Here is a 22,282-nt window from a genome sequence, read left to right on the forward strand (position 1 = left end):
CAAGCAATGAATATCAAACTGATTACCTTGACTGCGGCAGTCGCCTTCGCAACCGCCATGGCTCAGGATTCCAGCGAAGACACAAGCGCAGCCCCGCAGGCAGAACCTGCCGTGGAAGCTCCGGCGCCCGCACCAGCCCCCGCTCCCGCCCCCGCTCCCGCCGCCCCGGCTCCGGCAGCCACTGCGCCTACCACCGCACAGGCGACCGATTCCACCACGGAAACTCCGAAGGCAAACCGTATCCACGGCATCGCTTACAACAGGGTCGGCAACCAGGCCGCAGACGCGACAATCCGTGACAACCTGAACAAGCCCTACAAGATGGCCGGCGCCAAGCTTGTCTATATGGAACCCACGAGCAACTTCAGCGCAGTCGCCTTTGGCAACGGCAACACCAAGTTCCTCTCGTTCGATATGGAACAGGGGCTGGGCCTTGCCACCGCGGGTATCGCCAACGGCATGATGGGTATCTCCTTGAGCTACGCCCTGAGCAAGCAGATTACCTTTACCAAGAGCAAGGACGCCTACGAAATGGAAACCGAGGACACCTACACGGTCAACGCGGGTGACATCCTCCGCCTCCGCTTCGCCATGCTCCTCGGCGCCATCGACCTGAACGCATCCGTCTTCTGGCTCACCTACCAGAACGAAACGTCCACTAGCGAAGAATACAAGGACGCCGACACCAAGAGATCGACCGACATCGACCGCGACTACTGGGATATCGGCGGAAACGTGTTCGTGAGCAACGACCCCTCCGCCAAGGGCATCTTCTGGAACGCGGGCGTGAACTTCACTCGCCACGAAAGCGCCTACGAAAGGGAAGCGAAGAACGGCAACTCCACGTCCACCACCGAAACGACCGGGGAAGACGCGAACATCTACATCCAGCCGTCCATCAACATCGGCGCAAGCATCCTCCAGAACAAGTTCGCCAGGGTGCTTCTCGGCATCTACGCCCGCGCGCCCTTCGTCTTCTACGATGAATTCGAAGACGAAACGAACAAGAACAAGGATTCCTACTTCACCATGGGAATCTACGCCGTACCCAACATCTTTGCCGAACTTAGGCTCGGCAACTGCTGGAAGGTATTTGCAGGCGCGAACTTCAACTGGACCGTATTCGCCATGGAAGACGAAGAGTTCATCACCGACTACAACGACGAACTCGACATCGTGAAGAACAACACGACAAGCATCAGCATGCGCACGGGAACGACGAACGTGGATATCGGAGCCCGCTTCCAATACAGCAACTTCGCCGTGGAAGCCTCCATCGCCAATACGTTCTACTCGAATCCGTTCGGCGGGTTCGCGGATGAAAACTTCAACTTCATTGCCAACTTCGGCGGGTTCATCTACTTCTAACAGGGAGGCATCATCATGAAAAAAACATTTGCCATTCTTCTTGCGTCCTTAGCAGCAGTCGTCCTTTCTGCATGCTCCGCCGCAGACGACAGCACGATAACCTCCCCGCGCATGGGTAAAATTGCGAACGACATCTGTCCCAACCCCACCGCCATTACGGTCACCGCCTCGTACACCACCATCAAGTGTGACGACGGAACCACGTACAAGTGCGATGATCTCGGCTGCGAGAAGGATTAATTTATTATAACCCTACGGCAAGCACAGTTTGCCACGCGCCCGAAAGGGCGCGTTTTTTATAGTTTTTCAAGCTGGGCGTACAGGTCGTAAAGCCTCTGCACCCCGTTCTCGAGTCCGAAGTAATGCCTTATGTAGGGCACGAGAAGCACAAGGAACATCACGTCGAGGCAAAACACGGCAAGTGTGGGGTTAGAGACGAAGAAAAAGAAACCGCCGACCGTCAACAGCGCAAACAGCACCAGGACAATTTCATGCGCAAGCCTCTCGTGCTGGAAGAATCCGATATGCGTACGTACCGACAGCAGCTGCGCTTCCGTCAGCGGGGTACCTTCTGTGACAAGGTCCTGGAGCGATTTTTCGTAGTCGGAGAGTTTCTTGAGCATGGCGAATCCTTTTTTGTGCAAAATAATCAAAATATTTCAAAAAAAACATGAAATTTCGTAATAAGAATAGTATTTTAAGGGCATGGAACCGTTACAGTTTACCTCGCTTGTGTCTATGTTCTTTGCCAACTGCTCCCGCAATGACTTTGGCGGGTGGTACAAGCGGGTCGAAGGCCAATGGCTGCACTACTCGCGCGAATTCCTTCGCGACAGTTCCATCTACCTATCCATCGCCCTGAACAGCCGCGGACTCAAGCCCCGCGAAAGTGTCGGCATCATCGCGCCGAGTTCCCCCGAATGGTTCATCGCGGATATCGCGACGCAAATCAACCATGCGCAGGTGGCCCCCCTGTTCCCGAACATCTCTTCAGAAAATTTCAAGTTCCAGTGCGAGGATTCCAACGTCCAGATCCTGTTCGTGAATTCCGTCTCCGAGCTGGAAGCTCCGCTCAAGGAATTCCTTCCGCAGTTCAAGCTGGTCATCTGCATCGATTCCAATTCCGAGCTCCCCGAAAACGCCATCTACTGGAACACCCTCATCGACGAGGGCAAGGAGCTCGCAGAAACGAACCGGTATTTCAGCTGGGTAGACGACCAGATCCAATCGATACGCCCCGACGACCTTTTCAGCATCATCTACACGAGCGGTTCCATGGGAGCCCCGAAGGGCGTGGAGCTCACGCACAGGAACATGCTAGTGCAAATCCAGAACCTCCTCGAGCTCTACCACATGAACCGGAAAGAGGACTGCTGCCTCACGATATTGCCGGTCGCGCATGTGTTCGAGCGCATGGCGGTCTACTTCTACACGCTGAACGGAGTGCGCATCTACTTCGGCGACACCCCGAAAAACGTGGCGACCATGCTGACCGAGGTCCGCCCCACCGTGATGATCGTCGTCCCGCGCATCCTCGAGCGCCTCTACGAAAGCATAACCATCATCGGCGACAAGGCGAGAGGCCCCAAGCGGCTGCTCATCCAGAACGCCATCAAGCTTGCAAAGATAAGCGAGCCCGGAAAGAGGCGTTCGCCCATGCAGCGCATCTACGACCGCCTCGTCTACCGCAAGATGCGGGAAGCTCTCGGCGGAAGGTTCAAGCTCATCGTGAGCGGCAGCTGCGCCTTGAACAAGTCTATCCTCCGGTTCCTCCTGAACATCGGGCTTCCCGTATTCGAAGGTTACGGCATGACGGAATGCAGTCCGGTCGTCACCGCGAACAGCCCCAATTCCTCGAAGCCCGGGACCATAGGCAAGCCGCTCGCCCACCTCCAGGTAAAGATCGGCGACAACAGCGAAATCCTCGTGAAGGGCGAAAGCGTGTTCCGCGGCTACCACAACGATCCCGAGGCCAACAGCAGGGCTTTTACCGAAGACGGTTTCTTCAAGACGGGCGACCAGGGATTCTTCGACTCCGACGATTTCTTGAACTTCACCGGGCGTATCAAGGAACTCCTCAAGACGAGTACCGGCAAGTACGTGTGCCCGAGTCCCATCGAACTCGAAATCTGCCGCCACCCCGTCATCGAGCAGGCGCTCGTCATCGCGAACGATCGGAAGTTCACCTCCGCGGTCATCTGGCTGAACCCCGAAGGCGCACGCAGGCTCCTCAAGTTCCAGAAAGAAGAATTCAGCATCGAGAAGGCGCTTCAGTCCGGGCGCGTGCGCGAGGCAATCAACCGCCACATCACGCGCGTCAACAAGAAGCTGAACCACTGGGAACAAATCCGCAAGTGGACGCTCGTCGGCGACGAACTCACCACCGAATCGGGACTTCTCACGCCTACGCTGAAAATCCGGCGCAAGGTCGCGGAAGCCATGTACGCCGACAAGATCGAAGCGATGTACAAATAAACTACTTGGCGATAGCCTTGAAGCTTCCCGTCGGTGTCGTTTCGCCCGGCGGCAAAATCATCATGACCTTTTCCATGCGAGTGCCGTCCATCTTGAGGACGCGGAAGGTGTAGCCCTTGACCTTGATTTCGGCACCCGGGGAGGGAATCACGCCGAGAGTCGCCTGGATGAGTCCGGAGAGGGTTTCCACATGGGAATTCTCGGGAGCCTCAAGTTCGACGCCCAGTTCCTCTTCCAAATCCGAAAGCGTCATGAGCGGGTCGAGGATGTAGCGGCCGTCCTTCAGTTTCTGCACGTCGTCTTCCTCGTCGGCATCGTCCTCGTCCTTGATTTCGCCGACGATTTCTTCGAGGATATCCTCAAGCGTCACGAGGCCCGCGGTTCCGCCGTATTCGTCGATCACGATGGCAAGCTGGTTACCCGTCTTGCGCAGTTCGGTCAAAAGATCGTCAATCTTCTTGTGGTAGGGCACGAATACCGGCGGCATCACTATCTTCATGATGTCGAAAGGTTCATCGCCATGTTCGGTATACCATTCCAGGAAGTCCCGGTTCGAGAGGATTCCCACGATGTTGTCCATCGTATCCTTGTAGACCGGCAAGCGCGAATGGCGTTCGTTGTTCAGCACCTTCACCAAATCCTCGAGCGGCGTATCCACGTCGATAGCGCACATTTCCACACGCGGGGTCATGATTTCGCGCACGGGAGTTTCCACGAAGTCGAAAATATTGAGGATCATCTGCTGTTCCTCTTTTTCCAGGCCCTCGGCATCGCCGGACTTGACATCGGAAAGGTCGGCCTGCACGGCATCGCGCATCTCTTCGGGCAAGAAGTTCAGCTTGGAATCGTAGCCGAGAAGGTTCAGCATCTTGACAAACACCACATGGCAGAACTTGGCCACCGGAACAAACGGGAGGCGAATGAGCCTGAACAGCGGCACGAGGACGACAGACAACGTATCGGGCTTGAGACTGGCGAGCAGGTACGGGATGAACACCGTAAGCGTATAGAGAACCGCACTCGCAAATACCAGATACGCAGCGACACTCAAGTAGGGATAGGTGCGCACGAAATCCCACTGCGAATTGGCGAGTACAAAGAACCCGAGAACGCCCGCGCTCACGTTGCCGAAGATACGCCCGATGGAGACGCATTCGTTGAATCCGCGCCAGCGGACGAGCTTCGCTATTTTTTCTTCGCGCTCGCTGCGGTCATGCGGATCGCGCTTTGCGAAGATGAGGCTGAACGCGCACTTGGTCGCGGAGAACGTCGCCGAAGTCAGGACAAAGATGCAGAGGAATACGATAGCGAGGATTTCGGACGTTTCCATTATGCACCTTCCTTGTAGGGGTCGAGCCCCAGGAATTCGCATTCTCGCTTGCGCATCACCTTTCTATCGGCAGCCTTGATGTGGTCGTAACCCGAAAGGTGCAGAAGCCCGTGGACAATCACGCGCTTCATTTCGGCGTAGAAGGTGTTGCCGTATTCGGGAGCCTGGCGCTTCACCTGGTCACGCGCGATGTAGATTTCGCCGAGCATTTCTTCGGCACCCGGGAATCCGTCATCGTGCCACTCGAACGAAAGGACATCGGTCACCTTGTCGAGCCCACGGTAATCTCGGTTCATGTTACGGACAAACTCGTCCGTACAAAGTACGATATTGACGCTCCTTTCCTTGCCTTCTTCGGCAAGGAGCTTGCGCGCCATTTTTTCGAACTTGTCCTTATACGGAAAGCTTTCGATATCGCCTTCGCAAAGGAACTCTATACTGTAAAATTTCTTTTTACTACTAGCAGGGTCTGCCATTAAATGTTATACCACTTCTTGAGATTTTCAATAATGGCTTCGGCCTGGGCCTTGCCACTGATATTGAACTTGCTGCGGGCCTTGAAAGCACCACCAGCCTTCTGGTAGCGGCGGAGGTACACCTTCGGTTCCCCGAATTCGCCCGTTTTCGCGTTTTTTTCCTGACAAAGGAACATCATCGTCTGCCAGGCGCCCTTGGTGAGGACGGCCTTGTCCAGTTCCTTGATCACTTGTTCGCCAGTTTCGGCATCGACCATTTCGACGGTCGGTTCTTCAACTTCCATGCTCATTTTGGACCTCGCTAAAAAAAATCACAAAACACTCACACCAAAGATACATTTTTCTTCCACCTCGGGCAAAATAATACATATATTTGTTTATGGTATTCATCTTGCAAGTGAGGCTACATGTCTTTTTCGCAAAATTTAAAAACATCCGTTATCCTTCTGGTGGCACTCGGCACCATGGCCATGGCAAAGAGCACCACAGGCAGAGTGACCGACCGCGTCGGTGACGTCAAGGTCCAGAGCGCCAAGACCGGGAAATGGGAAGAAAACATCCAAGTAGGCGCGCGCATCCGCGAAAGGGACCAGATCAGTACCGGCGCCGAATCCTATGTGACGGTGCGCCTCCCCGACGGAACCTCCATCACCGTGCAAGAACAATCCCTGGTCCAACTGGACACCCTGGATTCCGAGAACGGCGTCCAGATGGCCTTCACCGACGTGAAGACGGGTAAAATCAAGTTCGAAGCCCAGAAGCAGAAAAACGGTGGATACCTCAAGTTCAAGACCGGTGTGGCAACGGCAGCCATCCGCGGAACGGTCGCCTTCATCGGTATAACCCCCGGCGGAAAGGCGTTCGTCTCGGCCAGCGAAGGTAAAATACGCACCACGCACAACAAGACCGGCAGGGAATGTGACGTGAGCGCGGGGCAGACGCTCTTCTTCACCAAGAACAATGACAACTGCAACGTCGTGGAAACGCAGACTTCCGGCGACCCGAGTTTCGTCAATGAGCTCGAAAGAATCCTCGACAACGACAGCCTGTCCATCGAAGAAATCACGAAATCTCTGAAAGATGCGGACGCGAACCTGCTACAGCTACTCTCCAAAATCAGCACGGAGAGCGCCTGCACGTTCGAAAGCCTAGAAGACACCGTAACGGTCAACAAGGTTTCCATCAAGGGATCCTGCCCCTCCGGTACGACCCTGCAGATCGCAGGCGCCTCCCAGAAAGGTACCGGCAACGCGTTCGACATTCCGGCCGAATGGGCCCCGAGTGCGGACGGCGATAAGAAATTCCCGGCTACATGCTCCATTGTAGCAGTCACCCCTTGCGACAAGAACAGCACCGACAGGAATTCCAAGAAAGGCAAGCAGAAGAAATCCGAAACATGCTCGAAGCCACTCACCTTCAACTGCGGCGAACTGCATACCTACTACAAGGCTCCCGTTTCCCCGGACACCGTCGTTGCGGACACTGCCGTGGCAGACACCTCGGTTCAAGACTCCTCCAGCACCAAGTCTTTCTCGATAAAGACGGCCTCCCCGGTAAAGGTTTGCGACCCCGGTTCCGTGACCATCGAGGGCACGTTTGACCCGAGCGACCCCGAAGCCTCCCTCTATGTGAAGCTCGGGAACTACACATCCCGGAACCTTGTCCCGCTAAGCGCGAACGGCGAATTCTCTCACACCGTTACCATCAACGACATCGTCGGGAACTGGAACGTGAAGAAGGCGACCGTCGAATACAAGGGCAAGAGCGGAAATCGCAGCGCCCACATCGAACTCGACATCGACAAGACCTGCAAGCAGGTGAACCAGGGACGCCCGATCGTATCGTTCACGTCGAGCGACTCACTCCGCTGCAAGGCGACCTTCATGGTTTCCGGTGCAAAGAGCGACATCGTCCTTGTCGAAAGCGAAATTGACGGAGACCTCATCAAGGAAACCACCTTCATGCAGGACGACCCCATAAAGATCAAGCTCAAGAGCGGCATCCACACCTACACCTTCACGGCCAAGGACCAGGCCGACAACAGGAGCACCCTGCAAAAGAAACTCAGCTGCCATCCCCAAAGCAACACGTCTGTGGAATTCACCGGCGGCGATTTCGAGCGCCTCCGCGTTCCGCCTCCGCCGCGAGGAATGTCAAGCACCTTCGTCAGGAACATGCATTTCAGAATCACCAATGTCCACTCGCTTAACCCGGCCCACATCAGGCGCCTCCAGGTAACGCAGGGGAACAAGTCGCTATTAAACATTAGCAATGGCCAGATTACCGACCTTGACTACGACGTTCAAGTCAACCTGACCCGCGGAGAAACGACAAAAGTGACCGTCACCATAGACATGAAGAATGGCATGAAGGTCGTTAAATCCAAGACTTACGAGGTCCGCTAATGAAGTATTCCTACAAGACCCTTATTTCGACCATTGCACTCGGTTCCACCCTGGCTTTTGCCCAGGCTACCCAACCGGCAGCGCCGGCCCCCGTAGCAGAAGAACCAGCCCCGGCAGTCAAGGAAGCTCCTGCAGAGGCGTCCGCCGACTCCTCGCAGGCAGCAACACCCGCAGCCACCCCTGCTCCCGAAGCTACAACCGCACCCGAAGCAAGCCCTGCGCCTGCAGAAAGCTCCACAGCCGCGGCAACACCTGCCGATTCCCTGCAGGCAGCAACCGACTCCACTGCAAGTGACAGCACAATGGCGGCTCCCGAGGAGCAAGCTGCAGCGCCCGCTGCAGAACCCGCCGTGGCCAAGGCCGATTCTTCGGCAACTGTCAATGCCGATTCCGCAGCCGCAGGATTTGTCGCCGACACGACAACACCCCCGCCGTCACTGCTTTCGGGAACAGAAATCTCAGGCAACGTCCATGGCTTCTTGAAACTGGACAAGTCGCCCTACCTCGTCACCGAAAACCTGACCGTCGCCCCCAATACGAGCCTCATTGTCGAGCCGGGCGTCGTCCTCTACTTCAAGCCCGGGACCGGCCTCGTCGTCAACAAGGGCCAGCTGGTCATCGCCGGTTCCAAGACCTCGCCCGTCATTATGCGTTCCGCCTTCGACCGTCCGAAAAGCGGGGACTGGAAAGGCATATCCATTACGGGTGACGAGCGCGCCGAAATCCGCCACCTGCAGATCAGCGATGCCGAAGCAGCCATCGCCGTCGAAAACGGCTCGATGGACTTCCAGAATTCGAGCGTCGAGAACACCTCCGTTCGCGGCGTCTTTGCGCGCAATTCCGAAATCAAGGTCAGCGACTGCGAATTCAAGGGAAACCGCGTGGCGGTCCACATATCCAACTATGCCGACGGTTCCATCGAACGCAGCACGTTCACCAAGAACGAAATCGGCATCCTGAATTCGAAACTCGCAAGCGTATCCATCTCCTCGACCGAAATTTCGGACAACGAGCTCGGCCTTCTGAGCATGGACAACAGCATCGTCTCGCTGAGCAACACCAAGATCGAAAAAAACAGGCTGGGCGTTGCTTCGGCAGAAGTTCTCGCTCCCGAAATCATCGAGAACGTCAAGGGCAATGAACTCGACATGAACAACGAGGCCGTGGCAGCCTCCTCGGCGCTCCCGCCCAACCCCGAAATTCCGGGCGTCGAGCAGCGTCCTGTCCGCGAAACCGACAAGATTGCCGACATCGTAAGCGAGAGGGCCGCAGCAGCCGACACTACCGCCAAGCGCTGGACAGTCATCGGAAACGCCATGCTCGGCGGAACGTTCCACCTCGTCACCACAAGCAAGAACGAAACCGGCAAAGATTACATTTCCAACGGGGACACAATCGCTCCGGGCAAGGACTACAAGAACATCTTCCAGGTTCCCGGACTTGCAGGCAGGGCCAGCGCTTACCTCTACATGCAGTCTCCCGACGGCAAGACTATCGAGTTCAACACCGACCTTACGGTGGATTCCTGGAACCACTTCTCTCCCAATCCTGTCAGCCTGCGTTATGCGGACAGCTACAATAACGTAGCCCTCGGCGACTTCCAGCTCGTCGGCGGGGAAACCTACATGGCGAACCTTCCGGTGTTCGGTGCCGACTACACGGTATCGCTCCTGAAGAACAACGCGAACCAGCCGCTCTTCCAGCTGAACGGATTCTTCGGAGAAGCCAAGAGGAGCCTCGTGGAAGGCGCTCGCCATCCCTACATCTACAACGACTACATCGACGACGGTGAACTCCAGGCCCAGCGTCTCGCTTCTGGCGGTTTCATCAAGTGGGCCCCGGTGCGCCGCTTCGATGCGAAGTTCGGCCTCGTCTACGCGACCGACGAACTCGAAGACCCGCTCCTGCGCGACGGTGCTAGCGGCAACTGGACCACGAGCGACCCGATCCAGAAATCCCTCACGCTCTATGCCGACGGGAACTGGCTGTTCTTCCCGGGCGACATCGAGCTCAACGGCCAGATTGCCGTCGGCCGCGCCGACACTGCCGACGTCATCCGCCAGCGCGCCATCAACAAGGTTTTCGCCGAAGAAGGAATCAGTTCGGCCTCCTACAACCTCCTGCGCAAGCTGATGAGGAACCCCAACAGGATTGACCAGCTTACCGAAGCGGAACTTCTTTCCATCTTCGGAGACAACACGACGCTCCGCAAGGGCCAGATGATCGAAAAGCTGAAGACCCTTATCGAGAAGGCAAAGCTCGTCCAGACGGAAGAAGAAAACGACCGCGACGACGGACGCGTGCTGGGTCTCAACTGGGGCAGCCAGAATTTCGCCATCGGCGCATCGCTCAACTGGAACATCTACAAGACAAGCATCAACGGCCACATCAAATACGTGGGCGAAGAATTCTACAGCGCAGGCTCTCCCGACCAGCTCTCCGACACCCGTGAATTCGGTGGCCGCATCGAGCAGGAAATCCTCACGTTCTGGGATCTCGGATTCGAATACCAGATTAACGTCGAGAATGCAGCCAAGGGAGACAAGACAAACATCTTCGGCCTGGGCGAAGGTTCGGAATGGGGGCTCTTCGCCGATGACGAAGGTTCGTGGTTCGACAAGCACGAGCTCGACAACGACCGTACCAAGTACATCCACAATATCGGCCTCGACAACACGTTCAAGATTAACAAGGACATCGACGTGACCGCGGCATACAACTTCGAATACAAGAACCAGTACCGTCCGTTCCAGCTGCACGGAGACTACATCCTCGAAGACGGCATCTATCGTGACGACTGGTTCGATGCTCGCAAGGGCAGGGATTCCACCGCGATTGACGACAACGGCGACACCACCTACGTGGATGCAGAACGCTGGGGCGAATACATGAGCCTCGCCACCAAGCCCTGGATTGCGAGCCGCTTCAAGGAACGCCTCTTCAAGCATACCTGGAATCTCGGAGCCTCCCTCCGTGCCCTCAATTCCGTATTCAAGGTCAACGGTCGCTGGACCTACCGCACCGACGGCTCTGTATTCGAACGCGACAGCCTCATCGACGGCATGGAACTTTCGAACACGACCTGGGACAAGCTCGGTTACTTCTTCGGCGGTTCCGACTACTTCGAACAGAGCTACCCCATGTCCGTCACGACGACTCTCAACATTCTGCAGAACCGCTTTGCCGTCACTCCGCGCTTCAAGAGCTACAACCGCGACAACATGGGCGAATTCGAAATCACCGTCGAGGATGAATTCGAGATGCCGTTCAAGAACCGCTTCTTCGTGCTGACCGTGAACGCCTCGTTCCGCTACATGAACACCGACTGGGAAGAAGAAGGCGAAAGCTTCGACGAAACCGAAATCGATGTTCTCAGCAACGCGAACCTCCGCGTGAACCACAACAAGAAGTTCTACACGGAATGGTTCCTGGGCAATGCGCTGTACTACCGTCCGGACAATCCGAGCAACGAATACAACGACTTCTACGTGGGCGTGAACGCACACTACGTGTTCTAAACCTAGATTCAGATTTCAAAAGGCGGGCCGAACGGTTCGCCTTTTTTTGAACGCAGAGTTTTTTATTTTTGACAGCAATGTTCACCTACCGCTTCAGAGAACTGCAGGTCGCACTCGACCGCAAAGGCCAAGTCCGCGAGGCCCTGGCACGAGAACTGCGCGTGCATCCCGAATGCATTTTCAATCTCGAGGTGGAGAGGTTCTCGCTGGATTGCCGCAGGAAGGGCGATCCGAAATGGAACTACAACGTCATCTTCGACGTGGAAAAGCCGTTGCGCGTTTCGGGAAACGCGGCGCGTGGCCTCGTGGAGGCTACGCGGGAGCGCGAGGCGCTCGACGGCGATGAATTCGCACACAGCATCCCGATGGCTTCGCACGTGGACATCGTAGGCGCGGGACCCGCAGGGCTGTGGGCAGCACTCCACCTGCTGCGTCGCGGATTCACCGTAGATTTATACGAGCAGGGCAAGCCCGTAGAGGAGAGGTTCCGCGACATCCGCAGGTTCTTCGTTGACCGCAAATTCAACGCACATTCCAATGTGCTGTTCGGCGAAGGCGGGGCCGGTGCATTCAGCGACGGAAAGCTCAACACGCGCACCCGCAACATCTTCAGCGAGACCGTGCTCCGGGACATGGTGGAATTCGGAGTTGATTCCCATGTCGTCACGTTCGCAAAGCCGCATATCGGAACCGACAGGCTCGTGCTGATGCTGAGGAAAATCCGCGCGGAGATTGTGCAACTCGGCGGCAAGATCCATTTCGACACCGCGCTTGAAGATATCGAAATCAGCGACGGGAAGGTAAACGCCATCAAGATACGCGATGTCTCGACAGCAAACAGTGCCGCTAGCTGGAAAAGTTGCGAAGCGCTCGTGCTTGCCACGGGACATTCCGCCCGCGACATCTACACTATGCTGCACGTACGCGGAGTTGCACTCGAAAGCAAGGCTTTTGCGATGGGCGTCCGCGTGGAACATCCGCAAACGCTCATCAACATGAGACAGCTTGGCAGGGGTGTCGACACGCGCCTCACGGGTTCCGCCGAATACTTCCTCGCCACCCCGACGCTCAACAAGACGAGCAGCGCCTACAGTTTCTGCATGTGCCCCGGCGGAGTACTCGTGCCCTGCGCTTCGGAACCGGGGACGCTCGCCACCAACGGCATGAGCTACAGCAGGCGCAACGGCTGGGCCGCAAACGGCGCCATCGTCGTTCCCGTGGAAGCCAGCGACACGCTCTTTGGCGGCCTTGAATTCCAGCGGAAAACCGAATGCGACGCATTCGAAGTCGGAGGCAAAGGCTACGCCGCCCCCGCACAGACCATCAAGGCTTTTCTCGCCCACCGCGCCGACAAGAACCAACCCAAGTCGACCTATCCGTGCGGGCTTGCCGCATGCAACTTGTGGGACTGGCTCGACAAGAAAATCTGCAAGTCGCTCGCCGAAGGGTTCCAAAATTTCGACCGCAAGATTCCGGGATTCATCGAAGAAGGCCTGATTGTAGCCCCCGAGACGCGCACGAGCTCCCCGCTACGCATCACGCGCAACAACGAGACGCTCGAAAGCATCAACACGCAGGGGCTTTTCGTACTTGGCGAAGGCGCCGGATATTCCGGCGGTATCGTCACGAGTGCGGCAGACGGAATTCGCCTCGCCGTGCGTGCAAAAAAATCCCGCTAATGCAGAGGCTTTCCCTGAGCCGACCCCCGGGACACAAGCCAGAGAACCGCGACCGTATCTGCAACACAAAATCCCAATAGCCATGCGGCCGTGCCGCCCTGGAATCCGTAGCTGTGAAGCCCCACGCCCAGCAGGTTCACGCCGAACCAGCAGAGGAACGTGACGATGACGTTAAAGCAGTTAATCAGCGCGAACCCGCGGGTCGAAACGATGCGACCCGCACGCAAGTGAAGCGCAAGCATCGCCCACAAAATGACAAACAGCGCTCCGCACTCCTTCGGGTCGAACCCCCAGAAGCGCCCCCACGCGTAATCGGCCCACACGCCGCCAAGGAGCGTACCGAGCGTCGTGAACACTGCACCAAATACGAGCACTCCGTACAGGAGCGAATCGAGCGGGATGGCCGCATGTTCCTTTTCTGAGGAGGCCCGAAACAGCGCCACATGTGCGACAACTCCCGAAAGAATCATGCCCGCAAACCCGAGCGCAATCGTAAACACGTGAAGCGTGAGGAACACCGAGGAATTCAGCACCGCCGGAATCGGTCGGAACGTATCGCCCGGCTCCAGTACGAACTTCGCGAAGAACAGCATGAGAGCCGCCATGAATGTCACGGGAACCATGAGCGAGAAGGTGCGGCGCTTGCAGAATATAAACGCCCCCGATTCGAACGCCATCAGCAGCATCGCCACAAGCAATACGATTTCATACAGGCTCGAGAGCGGAGCTCGTGCGGCAACATACGTGCGCAAGGCAAACGCCACTGCGAGGATTCCCGCCGTCGCGATGCAGGCCACATTTGCGGCAACATCCATTTTCCGCGACTTGAAAACCATATTCAGCGAGGCAAGCAAGCAGGCGATACACGCCAGGATAAAAGCTATCAATGCAAAATTCGCCTTGTGGTAAAGCACTTCCGCCGCAAGGCGTGAATTATCCACACTAGTTTCGGAGTCAACCACGACCGAAAACGCCACCCGCTTCGCAATCGATTCGTATTGTTGGACATTCGCAAGCAACCGGCGCATTTCAAGAGTCGCCGGATGGCTGTCATCCCGGCTCGCATAGAGTTCCAGCAAGTTCCGCGCCGGGAGCAAGTCCGCATAGCTCACATAACGGCGGTCTTCGGGCAAGTGCAGCGCCTGGGCCACATCGCTACGGAGCACCTTGAATATTGCAAGGTCTTTCGCCTCTTCCGGGTTGTTCAGTATCAAGCGGACAACATTCCCTGCCGAAATCTTTCGAACATCCTGCTTTTCGCAATACGGGACTCCAGCCCCGCACTTGTAAGTCACGCGCCCGTTCACATCGTCCAGGAACCCGCGGGCAAAAGATTCGAAGGGACGCACCGCAGAATCCACAAGAACAGGAGAATCAGCCTTCAAGCCTACCCAAATAGGAACCGGTCGCGCCGACGCCTGCGAATTGGCGGGCACCATCGCGACAAGGCACGCAACATACGCCAGCACCGGCATGATTTTTGAAGCCACGCGAGCAGCCGACGCTTGAGCAGCCCCCTTCCGCGCACCGCGCACCTTCACCACGTAATGGAACACCGCCCCCAGCAGGAACAGCGCCATGAACGCATACGGCACAAAATGGAACGGGTCGTAATAGGCCTTATACATCGCGACATTCTTGTTTCCCGCCATCGGGACATCGCCACGGAAATGCACATAGTAGGGCCACGCATCCGCAATCTCTACAGGACGCATGCCAAGGCTATCGTCTGCGGCAAAGAACTTCAGGTTCTTCCCCAAGGATACATCCAAAGCCGTCGAATCCGCCGTTACGACACCGAACCCGTTATATTCCCGCTTGATTCCGCTTCCGGCAACGCCACCCGCAAGAAGCACGAGGAGCGCCACGTGCATAAGCCAGAGCCCCGCATTCTTCCAGCCGCGGGGCATCCGGAAGACCATGCTCGCGACAAGATTCACGCACGCAAGAATTGCGATACTCTTGAACGCAGGCAGCGGCACCACACCCAGCGTCCATATGAAATAGCTGTCAAAAAAACGGTCGATGGCAACCGATGCCGAAAAACCGGCCGATTCCGCATTCGCCTGCGCCAGGGTTCCCCAGAACGTAAGCACAAGGAAAGCGACGAGAATTGCGACAGTCACCTTCAGCGAAGCCAACTTTTTCAAAAAATCTTTCGTCCTTCGTCTTTCCACTTTCGTCTAAACAGCCTCCACCCAAACGAACTTGCTTTCGTCGAGTTTCTGTTCGCCATCAAAACGGTAGGCGACAAGCCGCCCATCACCGCGGTAACCCGCCACACTGTAGTCCAGGCAACACACGTTGTCGCGTATGAGTTTCGGGAGTCCGGTAAGCCAGTAGTGTCCGAAGAACACGGGCCGTTCGTTCTCGCCGTAATAACCATGTCCGGAAACTTCCGCAGGCGCATCGCAGGCCGGCAGTTCCACTCCCGGCTGGAAGGCGAGTTCCCGCAGACTACTGCCCTTCGGGTCAATCCACCATTTTAGCCGCGCACGCTTGCGCAGCACGTTTTCGCCATCGCGGAACGTGATTCCCGCAGGCAGGTCCATCTCGGGCCCCTTCAAGAAAAAGTTTATCGGGTCAAAGAGCGAATCGTCGTATTCGTTGAACTGGTCATTTGCGCGGGCAATAAGTTCGTCAAAGTTCCCGTCGGCAAAACTGCGGATGCCCGCTGCATCTAGCGCACGTGCGGCACCCAAGTCAAAGCAGGCGTGCTGCGCCCGGAACGATTCTTCTTCGATAAAAAACGGGAGCGTCTTCAAGAAGTCGAGCATGTCCTCGAATTCTGCACGGCGCCCGCGGTAGCTGTCTACGGTCTTCGCGTGGATCGCCACCTTGTTGAAGCTGTGCTCGCGCAGGTAGCCCCCAGGAATGCAGTGAATCACATGAGAGCCGCCGGCGCCGTTCGGTTGCCAGAAGCAAAGCGCATTGAACTCGTGATTCCCCATCAGGGCGACCGCCGAACCTGCGTCGCGCATGGCACGCACCAGGTTTATAACCTCGCGCGACTGGCTCCCGCGATCGATGTAGTCCCCCAGAAATACGACGGAACGCTCGCCACCCGGGTAGCGGAATGCGCCCATGGATTCCTCGTAGCCAAGCTTCTGCAGCAGGGCTCGAAGTTCATCGCAATGGCCGTGAACGTCGCCAATAAAGTCAAGGGAATCCGTCATACCTCCAATATAACAACTAATGGCTCCGCCCATGCATGCGCCATGCTTTTTCAGTTGCTATCTTTCTCCACAAACACTTGAACGGAAGGTCCCCCATGGAAATAGGAAAATATAACCGCGCACGCGTCGAAGCAATCATGCCCCAGGGCTACTACCTGGAACTCGAAACGGGAGGCCGCGTGCTCCTCCCCGGCAAGCGAGACGAGTTCACGCTCCAAGAAGGCGAAATTCTCGACGTGTTCGTCTACATGGATTCCGAAGACCGCCCCATCGCGACCCTCGACAAGCCGCTCGCCACCGTCGGCGAATTTGCCGTTCTCGAAGTAAAAGACGTGAACCGCTTCGGCGCATTCCTGGACTGGGGTTTAAACAAGGACCTCTTCCTCCCCTTCAAGCAGCAGCTGGGAGAACTTGAACGCGGCGACCGCTGCGTCGTATTCGTGCTCGAAGACGAAAAGAGCGGACGCATCGTCGCGACCGAAAAAATCAAGAGCTTCATCGACACCGACACCTCGGAACTCCACATCGGCCAGAAAGTCCAGCTCGCCGCCTACGAGGTGACCCGCGACCATATCGACTTCCTCGTCGATTACCGCTACACGGGACGCCTCATGGTCAATCCCGCGACGCCGCGCATCTACATCGGCGACACGATGGCAGGCTACATACAACGTTTTACCGAAGATGGAAAGATAACCCTCAACCTCACTCCCGTGGGCTACAAGGGCATCATGAAAAGCGAAAGCCCCGCGGCCATCCTCCAGAAACTCGAAGAAGCGGGCGGATTCCTGCCCTACGGCGACCACAGCGATCCCGAGGACATCCGCCGCGAATTCGGCATGTCGAAGAAGACCTTCAAGAAAATCCTGGGGACGCTCTTCCGCGAAGGGAAAATCATGCTCGACGACGACGGGTTCCGGAGCATCTAGCACCTTACAACAACAAAGAGAAGGCTCCCCTGCGGGGAGCCTTTCGAATATCGGTTCAAGCCGGATTCGACTAGAAGAACTGGGGCGGCCAACGCGGGTTCTTGGAGGACATGTCTATCTTGTAGAAGTCCCTTTCGAAGCGACCGTCGTCGAGTCCGTACATCTGCATCACGTGGCGGGCAATCCACTTGCCGAGCTTCATCACGGTGAGCTTCTTGCGGAGCCTGCCCTGGCAGTCACGGTTCATGATGTCCGGGAGGGTGGACGTCGTGAGGATTTCGTCGATGGCCGGGCTGTTGAGCTTTTCGCGGGCCTCGGGGCTCGTGTGGAAGTGCGTCACGCCGAAGCACACGCGGTTCGGGTTGCCCTTCTTGATATGCTCGCAGCACTGCACGATGGTCGTACCCGTACGCACCATGTCATCGAACACGATCACGTCCTTGCCCTGGATTTCCTCGATGCTGATGTCGGAGAGTTCCGGGTTGAAGGTCATGCTGATTTCACGTTCGCCGGTACGCACCTTGTCCATCACCACGCGCTTGCATTCCGGCAGGTCGAGTGCCTCGTAGACGGCGTTCATGAACGGGCGAGCGCCCTTGTCCGGAGAGACGATTACCAGGTTGTTGCCGTCCTTGCCGGTCTGCACGAAGTTGCTGTTCTTGATGTAGTGGGCATAGACGTCGGTCGGAATCAGGTTGTGGAAATTGTCCTTGCCGAAGATGTCGGCAAACAGGTTCTGCACCTTGATGCTGTGGTTGTGCACGGTCACCACGGCGTCGACACCGGACTTCTTCAGGAGTTCGGCATAGAGGAGGCTCGTGAAGGCCTGGCCATCGAACTTCTTGAGGTCGACATCCGGACGGTCCTTTTCGAGTTCGCCGATGCGGTGGGGGCCTCTGTCCTGAGCGCTGTAGAACAGGTCGGGTTCAACAAGCACCACCTGCTCGGCACCATTGTCCTTCGCGGCGCGGGCCAGGATGCAGTTGCGCATGGCGTAGTCGTTACGGCTGCGTTCATGGTTCGAAACCGAGCAAATCAACACGATCTTACCTTCCAGACGGCGGCCGATATGTTCCATGTCGTCCACGTCCAGCATGTAGCGAGGGCAGAATTCGGAGTTGGCGAAGGTCTTCAGGGAGACCACGTCGGAGATGTCTTCACGGATTCCGATGTACTGCGCCATGTCGATGGCGAACGGATCATCGGTAAAGTTTCCGGTCACGATAAAACGATCTGACATATTTTTGCCTTGATTTGAGAGTTGAACCTTTGAGAGTTAAACCTTTGGGTGTGTAAAATATAGCTTTATTCCTCGGAAGCCCCGACTTCGTCCTTGTTCACGACGCGGATTTCGATGCGGCGGTTCGCCTTGCGGCCCGCTTCTGTAGCGTTGTCTTGCTTGGGATGGCTGGAACCGTAGCCCACGGCGCTCACGCGGTCCTTCGCGATTCCCTTGCTAATCATGTATTCCATGACGCTATTCGCACGGTCTTCGGAAAGTTTCTGGTTAAAGCTTTCGCTACCTTCGCTGCTGGTGTGGCCTTCGATTTCGATTTTGGCCTTCGCGTTCCGCTTGAGGCCGGCAATCGCATTGTCCAGCGTCTTGAGTGAAGAGGGAATCAGTTCCGCACTGCCCGCCTTGAAGTTCACGCCGGTAAGTTCGGCACGGGTGTCGTCAAAGAGCACCGTAATGCCGCCCGTGCTTGCCGTCCTGGATACATAAGGTGTCTCGCCACATTCGAACGGGCCAGTCAGGCTCTCGCAAAGGATCGTATAGGAATCCTCGCGCGGAATCATGAAGGCGGCCTCGCCGTAAGTATCGGTCGTCACCGTAATCTTGTTCTTCGGCTTTTTCTGCCCCACGAATACGAGTTTTTTCTTAACCTGCGGCACGTCATCGTAGTTCGTGTAGGTGACGTTCAGCACGGCGTGCGTCTTGTTGGGCGCAAGCGAACCTGCGTGTACAAGCGCAGTTCCCGGAAGCAAAAAAGCGGCCACAGACACGGCCAAAGCGGATACCTTCATAAAGAACCTCTCAATTTACGCGCCAAAAATAGAATTTTATCACACAATCGTGCAATCATGTATTTGAAAAAAGGGTGCACAATTCTATCTTTGTCAACGGATTTTCAAGGAGTGTGTACACCGTCTTCCCGGACGGTTTCCTGTAGGAGAAATAAATGAAACGTTTGAAGATTGCAGCTGCCCTTCTAGTCGCCGGCATGGCGACCTCCGCATTCGCCATCGATGGCGAATTCAGCCTCAAGGGCAACATCCAGACCCAGGTCACCAAGTCCATCGCCAACGACTCCACCAATTTCAACAAGGGCTGGTTCCGTGCCAACGTGGGTGGCCAGTACAAGAGCGACAACCTCGAAGGCCTCATCATGCTGCGCATCTTCGCGCCGGAATTCGGCAACAAGATCGAAGGCAAGATGTACGACAAGATTCTCGCCGACCTCTACTGGGCGAACTACAAGTGGAAGCTCAGCGAAAACGACGTGCTGAACCTGAAGATCGGTCACTGGAAGACGGACTGGTCGCAGTCCACCCATTTCGGTACCTACGTGGACAAGGAACTCACGGCCCGCGGCCTCTGGATGCGCGACTACAGCCACAACGCCCTCGAACTCGGCTGGAAGCACGGTCTCAGCTACCTGACCGCCATGCTCGCCACAAAGGATGAGTTCGCGAACCGCGGGTACGTCCGCGTGGAAGAAGACATGAAGTTCACCTTCCCGCTCGAAATGAAAGTCGCCTACCGCGGAAACCTCATCGACGTCCTGCAGAACACCGCCTACATTACGCACCGTATCGCCGCCTACGCAAGCTACAACGTCCTTCCGATTCTCCGCTTGTACGGCGAATACTCCTGTGTCTACACCCAGGACGACGACCTCAACAAGGACGCGAAGAACTACATTGCCCCCGAAACGAAGTACTACCAGCCGGGCATCTACTTCCAGCCGTTCTACCTGGGCCTCGACTTCGCCCCCAAAAGCGGTTTCTGGAACATCCTCATGAGCGACCTCATGGTGGAATGGGAATTCATCGACAAGCGCGACAACCTGTACGCCGTCTCGAAGCATACCTACGACGACTGGGCCTGGACCGTCGCCTGGAACAAGAAGATTGGTTCTTCGAGGCTCCAGTTCAGCGTCTACAGCGAAAAGGAAATCAGCGACGTGGCCTTCGCCTTCCGCCTGACCTCCACGTTCAAGTAATTAATAGAAGTTCATGTTGAACCAGGCCTTGGTGCCGTCACCGCTATAGGCGATGCCACACGCCAGCGAGGTGTAGCGCGTATTCTTCATGTTCAGGTAGTGGCCGATGTAGGAATAGTCCTCGGACTTGTTCGGATCGCGTTCTCCGCTCGTCACGAGCTTCTTCTCATCGTCCCACATCATGTTCACGTAGGTATCGACAATCTTCTCGGGCGTGCCGTACCACTTGGTGCTGACATTGGGGCCGGTATTCTGCGCCGATTCATTGCAACTGCCGAAATTCGCATGTCCCTTGCCCGCTTTCATGTCGGCGGCGGCCTGTTCCTCCACGCAGGATTCACGTTCCGCAGTCGCTCGTTTAAGGGGCGGAAGGTCTTCGGTCGCGCGCTTTGCATTTACGACCTCCAGACAGTAGTCTCGCCAGTCCGCCGATGCCGTCTCAGAGCTTGCGGGAGCCTTCTCGCTAGAACTTGACGCCGCAGGCTTGCTTTCGCTCGAAGCCGCAGTTTCTTCCTTGGCAGAAGAACTTGCCGGGGCCTTGGCGCTGGAACTTGGAATCGGGAGGTTCACCTCGCCGCGATCGATAAAGTCGTCGCCACTGGTCGCCGAAGAATCGTCGGAACAACCAACGGCAAAGAAAGATGCCACGGCCAACGCCGCACAGATTTTCAGGAAACTAGCTTTCTTCTTCATCAGTTCAACTCCGTTACACAACGAACATAAAGTCCTTTCTGCACATTCTGGTCGGTGCGGTCGATACTCTTGGCCTGCCGCCTGAATTCCCATGAACGTCCCGTGTTTTTCATGATGGAGGTCGAGGACCAGTAATGGCCGGTCATGTCGCTATTGCAGTAGCCGTCCCAGTCCTTGCAGCCGCCACGGCCCAGGTTATCCCAGTTGAGCCTCGCTCGGTCCTTCTGGAAATCGCGCCATTCGCCGTCGTCGGGCAGGTGCCAGCCGCTCGGGCATGCCTTTTTCGCCTCGGTATGCGTGTAATAGCGGCCGAACTTCTTGCAGAAAGTCGTGTCTTCGAGCAGGCACTGCTTCGCGCTCGTGAGGCTATATTTCAAGTTCGAGACCATCCACAGCCTATCGTCGCGCTGTTCGACCTTGTAGACCTGGTTGTCGCGCGGGTCGGTGAGTTTCATCGTCTTGCTGTCCACGAACTTTTCGGCATAGAAGTCGCGTTCGGAGACACAGCGCACCGTCACCACCGCCTCGGGAGGGAGCGTGACCATCTTCGCGTTGCCACGCTTCACGTCGAGCATCATGGCCCGCGCCCCGTCGGGGTCGGCAACCGCGAAATAGGCGGCGTCCTTGCCCTGGATGTTTCTCGCAGGGTCCGCCATGTCATAAAAGCCTCTCGTCTTCCCGGCAAAGGACTTCACGTTCGAAAGCTTGCGGGGGCCCGTAAAACGGTCCTTGGCAAAGAGAGTCCATTCCTGGATGTCGGGAAGGTGCGTCCCCGCAGGGCACGATGCCATCCACCCCGACTGCTTGTAGAAAGCGTTTTTGTCTTTATCCCTGAAGGCGACTGTCTTCTGGTAAGAAAGATTATCGGTAAACCAGTTCAGTTTTCCAGATGCGATTGCCCTGTAGGTTCTCCCGTCGCGGCTATCCCTCACAACGGGGTCCGCATAAGCAAATTCTGCTACAAAAATAAAGGCCACAGCCAAACGGCCAACAAGTCGAAACATTCAAT

At 56.5% G+C, this 22,282-nt stretch carries 18 protein-coding genes; 8 read left to right on the forward strand and 10 right to left on the reverse strand.

Annotation, left to right across the window (positions count from 1 at the left end; translation table 11 throughout):
* Nucleotides 1-6 precede the first annotated feature (6 nt).
* Together B4B27_RS01900 and B4B27_RS01905 are read left to right on the forward strand one after the other, a co-directional pair.
* On the forward strand, nt 7-1,368 hold the full coding sequence (locus B4B27_RS01900; RefSeq protein WP_290723128.1) for a hypothetical protein: 1,362 nt from the start codon (nt 7-9) through the stop codon (nt 1,366-1,368).
* 15 nt (nt 1,369-1,383) lie between these two features.
* Nucleotides 1,384-1,608, forward strand: coding sequence for a hypothetical protein (locus B4B27_RS01905; protein ID WP_290723130.1), 225 nt, complete (start codon nt 1,384-1,386; stop codon nt 1,606-1,608).
* Nucleotides 1,609-1,664: 56 nt separating this feature from the next.
* On the opposite strand, the gene B4B27_RS01910 is transcribed toward B4B27_RS01905, so the two are convergent.
* Nucleotides 1,665-1,991: a hypothetical protein gene (locus tag B4B27_RS01910; protein WP_173381285.1), complete on the reverse strand. Its 327-nt coding sequence runs from the start codon at nt 1,989-1,991 to the stop codon at nt 1,665-1,667.
* 82 nt (nt 1,992-2,073) lie between these two features.
* Here B4B27_RS01910 and B4B27_RS01915 point away from each other — a divergent pair, with 82 nt between their 5' ends.
* Entirely contained in the window at nt 2,074-3,843 is a 1,770-nt protein-coding gene (locus B4B27_RS01915; RefSeq protein WP_173381286.1) for an AMP-dependent synthetase/ligase, read from the forward strand.
* Between the two features lies 1 nt (nt 3,844).
* Here the strand turns inward: B4B27_RS01915 and B4B27_RS01920 are convergent, their stop codons facing one another.
* The 3 genes from B4B27_RS01920 to B4B27_RS01930 are packed head-to-tail and all read right to left on the reverse strand — an operon-like array spanning nt 3,845 to nt 5,939.
* Nucleotides 3,845-5,173: a hemolysin family protein gene (locus B4B27_RS01920; protein ID WP_290723134.1), complete on the reverse strand. Its 1,329-nt coding sequence runs from the start codon at nt 5,171-5,173 to the stop codon at nt 3,845-3,847.
* On the reverse strand, nt 5,173-5,649 hold the full coding sequence (gene ybeY / locus B4B27_RS01925; RefSeq protein ID WP_173365635.1) for an rRNA maturation RNase YbeY: 477 nt from the start codon (nt 5,647-5,649) through the stop codon (nt 5,173-5,175). The genes B4B27_RS01920 and ybeY overlap by 1 nt, the downstream gene beginning before the upstream one ends.
* Nucleotides 5,649-5,939: a hypothetical protein gene (locus tag B4B27_RS01930; RefSeq protein WP_173365634.1), complete on the reverse strand. Its 291-nt coding sequence runs from the start codon at nt 5,937-5,939 to the stop codon at nt 5,649-5,651. Before B4B27_RS01930 ends, ybeY begins: the two co-directional genes overlap by 1 nt.
* Before the next feature lie 117 nt (nt 5,940-6,056).
* On the opposite strand from B4B27_RS01930, the gene B4B27_RS01935 reads away from it, so the two are divergent.
* The 3 genes from B4B27_RS01935 to B4B27_RS01945 all read left to right on the forward strand — a co-directional run bounded on the left by B4B27_RS01935 (nt 6,057) and on the right by B4B27_RS01945 (nt 13,251).
* Nucleotides 6,057-8,054, forward strand: coding sequence for a FecR family protein (locus tag B4B27_RS01935; RefSeq protein WP_290723138.1), 1,998 nt, complete (start codon nt 6,057-6,059; stop codon nt 8,052-8,054).
* Nucleotides 8,054-11,572 carry a right-handed parallel beta-helix repeat-containing protein gene (locus B4B27_RS01940; RefSeq protein ID WP_290723140.1) on the forward strand — a complete coding sequence of 1,173 codons (3,519 nt, stop codon included), beginning with the start codon at nt 8,054-8,056 and terminating at the stop codon, nt 11,570-11,572. The genes B4B27_RS01935 and B4B27_RS01940 overlap by 1 nt, the downstream gene beginning before the upstream one ends.
* 77 nt (nt 11,573-11,649) lie before the next feature.
* Nucleotides 11,650-13,251: an NAD(P)/FAD-dependent oxidoreductase gene (locus tag B4B27_RS01945; protein ID WP_290723142.1), complete on the forward strand. Its 1,602-nt coding sequence runs from the start codon at nt 11,650-11,652 to the stop codon at nt 13,249-13,251.
* Here B4B27_RS01945 and B4B27_RS01950 read toward each other — a convergent pair.
* Both B4B27_RS01950 and B4B27_RS01955 read right to left on the reverse strand, forming a co-directional pair.
* Complete coding sequence (locus tag B4B27_RS01950) at nt 13,248-15,401, reverse strand: cytochrome c biogenesis protein (protein WP_290723144.1); 2,154 nt, start codon at nt 15,399-15,401, stop codon at nt 13,248-13,250. The two genes, B4B27_RS01945 and B4B27_RS01950, sit on opposite strands and share 4 nt — an antisense overlap.
* Before the next feature lie 33 nt (nt 15,402-15,434).
* Nucleotides 15,435-16,427, reverse strand: a complete 993-nt coding sequence (locus B4B27_RS01955) for a metallophosphoesterase (protein ID WP_290723147.1) — start codon at nt 16,425-16,427, stop codon at nt 15,435-15,437.
* 95 nt (nt 16,428-16,522) lie between these two features.
* Here B4B27_RS01955 and B4B27_RS01960 point away from each other — a divergent pair, with 95 nt between their 5' ends.
* A complete protein-coding gene (locus B4B27_RS01960; protein ID WP_173365629.1) occupies nt 16,523-17,356 on the forward strand; it encodes a CvfB family protein in 834 nt (277 codons plus the stop codon).
* A 70-nt stretch (nt 17,357-17,426) separates the two neighbouring features.
* Here the strand turns inward: B4B27_RS01960 and B4B27_RS01965 are convergent, their stop codons facing one another.
* Both B4B27_RS01965 and B4B27_RS01970 read right to left on the reverse strand, forming a co-directional pair.
* On the reverse strand, nt 17,427-18,596 hold the full coding sequence (locus tag B4B27_RS01965) for a ribose-phosphate diphosphokinase (protein ID WP_173381292.1): 1,170 nt from the start codon (nt 18,594-18,596) through the stop codon (nt 17,427-17,429).
* A 65-nt stretch (nt 18,597-18,661) separates the two neighbouring features.
* Complete coding sequence (locus B4B27_RS01970) at nt 18,662-19,381, reverse strand: OmpA family protein (RefSeq protein WP_173365627.1); 720 nt, start codon at nt 19,379-19,381, stop codon at nt 18,662-18,664.
* 155 nt (nt 19,382-19,536) lie between these two features.
* On the opposite strand from B4B27_RS01970, the gene B4B27_RS01975 reads away from it, so the two are divergent.
* Entirely contained in the window at nt 19,537-20,580 is a 1,044-nt protein-coding gene (locus B4B27_RS01975) for a hypothetical protein (protein WP_173381293.1), read from the forward strand.
* On the opposite strand, the gene B4B27_RS01980 is transcribed toward B4B27_RS01975, so the two are convergent.
* Together B4B27_RS01980 and B4B27_RS01985 are read right to left on the reverse strand one after the other, a co-directional pair.
* A complete protein-coding gene (locus B4B27_RS01980) occupies nt 20,581-21,273 on the reverse strand; it encodes a CAP domain-containing protein (RefSeq protein ID WP_290723153.1) in 693 nt (230 codons plus the stop codon).
* Complete coding sequence (locus B4B27_RS01985) at nt 21,273-22,277, reverse strand: FISUMP domain-containing protein (protein WP_290723155.1); 1,005 nt, start codon at nt 22,275-22,277, stop codon at nt 21,273-21,275. Before B4B27_RS01985 ends, B4B27_RS01980 begins: the two co-directional genes overlap by 1 nt.
* Nucleotides 22,278-22,282: the final 5 nt, after the last annotated feature.

It is taken from the genome of Fibrobacter sp. UBA2449 (genome assembly GCF_002342555.1).
Lineage (GTDB): Bacteria > Fibrobacterota > Fibrobacteria > Fibrobacterales > Fibrobacteraceae > Fibrobacter.

Coding starts and splice junctions, on each gene's coding strand:
- B4B27_RS01915 (WP_173381286.1), top strand. CDS start 2,074: ATGGAACCGTTACAGTTTACCTCGCTTGTGTCTATGTTCTTTGCCAAC.
- B4B27_RS01900 (WP_290723128.1), top strand. CDS start 7: ATGAATATCAAACTGATTACCTTGACTGCGGCAGTCGCCTTCGCAACC.
- B4B27_RS01985 (WP_290723155.1), bottom strand. CDS start 22,277: ATGTTTCGACTTGTTGGCCGTTTGGCTGTGGCCTTTATTTTTGTAGCA.
- B4B27_RS01965 (WP_173381292.1), bottom strand. CDS start 18,596: ATGTCAGATCGTTTTATCGTGACCGGAAACTTTACCGATGATCCGTTC.
- B4B27_RS01945 (WP_290723142.1), top strand. CDS start 11,650: ATGTTCACCTACCGCTTCAGAGAACTGCAGGTCGCACTCGACCGCAAA.
- B4B27_RS01970 (WP_173365627.1), bottom strand. CDS start 19,381: ATGAAGGTATCCGCTTTGGCCGTGTCTGTGGCCGCTTTTTTGCTTCCG.
- B4B27_RS01930 (WP_173365634.1), bottom strand. CDS start 5,939: ATGAGCATGGAAGTTGAAGAACCGACCGTCGAAATGGTCGATGCCGAA.
- B4B27_RS01980 (WP_290723153.1), bottom strand. CDS start 21,273: ATGAAGAAGAAAGCTAGTTTCCTGAAAATCTGTGCGGCGTTGGCCGTG.
- B4B27_RS01920 (WP_290723134.1), bottom strand. CDS start 5,173: ATGGAAACGTCCGAAATCCTCGCTATCGTATTCCTCTGCATCTTTGTC.
- B4B27_RS01955 (WP_290723147.1), bottom strand. CDS start 16,427: ATGACGGATTCCCTTGACTTTATTGGCGACGTTCACGGCCATTGCGAT.
- B4B27_RS01940 (WP_290723140.1), top strand. CDS start 8,054: ATGAAGTATTCCTACAAGACCCTTATTTCGACCATTGCACTCGGTTCC.
- B4B27_RS01905 (WP_290723130.1), top strand. CDS start 1,384: ATGAAAAAAACATTTGCCATTCTTCTTGCGTCCTTAGCAGCAGTCGTC.
- ybeY (WP_173365635.1), bottom strand. CDS start 5,649: ATGGCAGACCCTGCTAGTAGTAAAAAGAAATTTTACAGTATAGAGTTC.
- B4B27_RS01975 (WP_173381293.1), top strand. CDS start 19,537: ATGAAACGTTTGAAGATTGCAGCTGCCCTTCTAGTCGCCGGCATGGCG.
- B4B27_RS01960 (WP_173365629.1), top strand. CDS start 16,523: ATGGAAATAGGAAAATATAACCGCGCACGCGTCGAAGCAATCATGCCC.
- B4B27_RS01910 (WP_173381285.1), bottom strand. CDS start 1,991: ATGCTCAAGAAACTCTCCGACTACGAAAAATCGCTCCAGGACCTTGTC.
- B4B27_RS01935 (WP_290723138.1), top strand. CDS start 6,057: ATGTCTTTTTCGCAAAATTTAAAAACATCCGTTATCCTTCTGGTGGCA.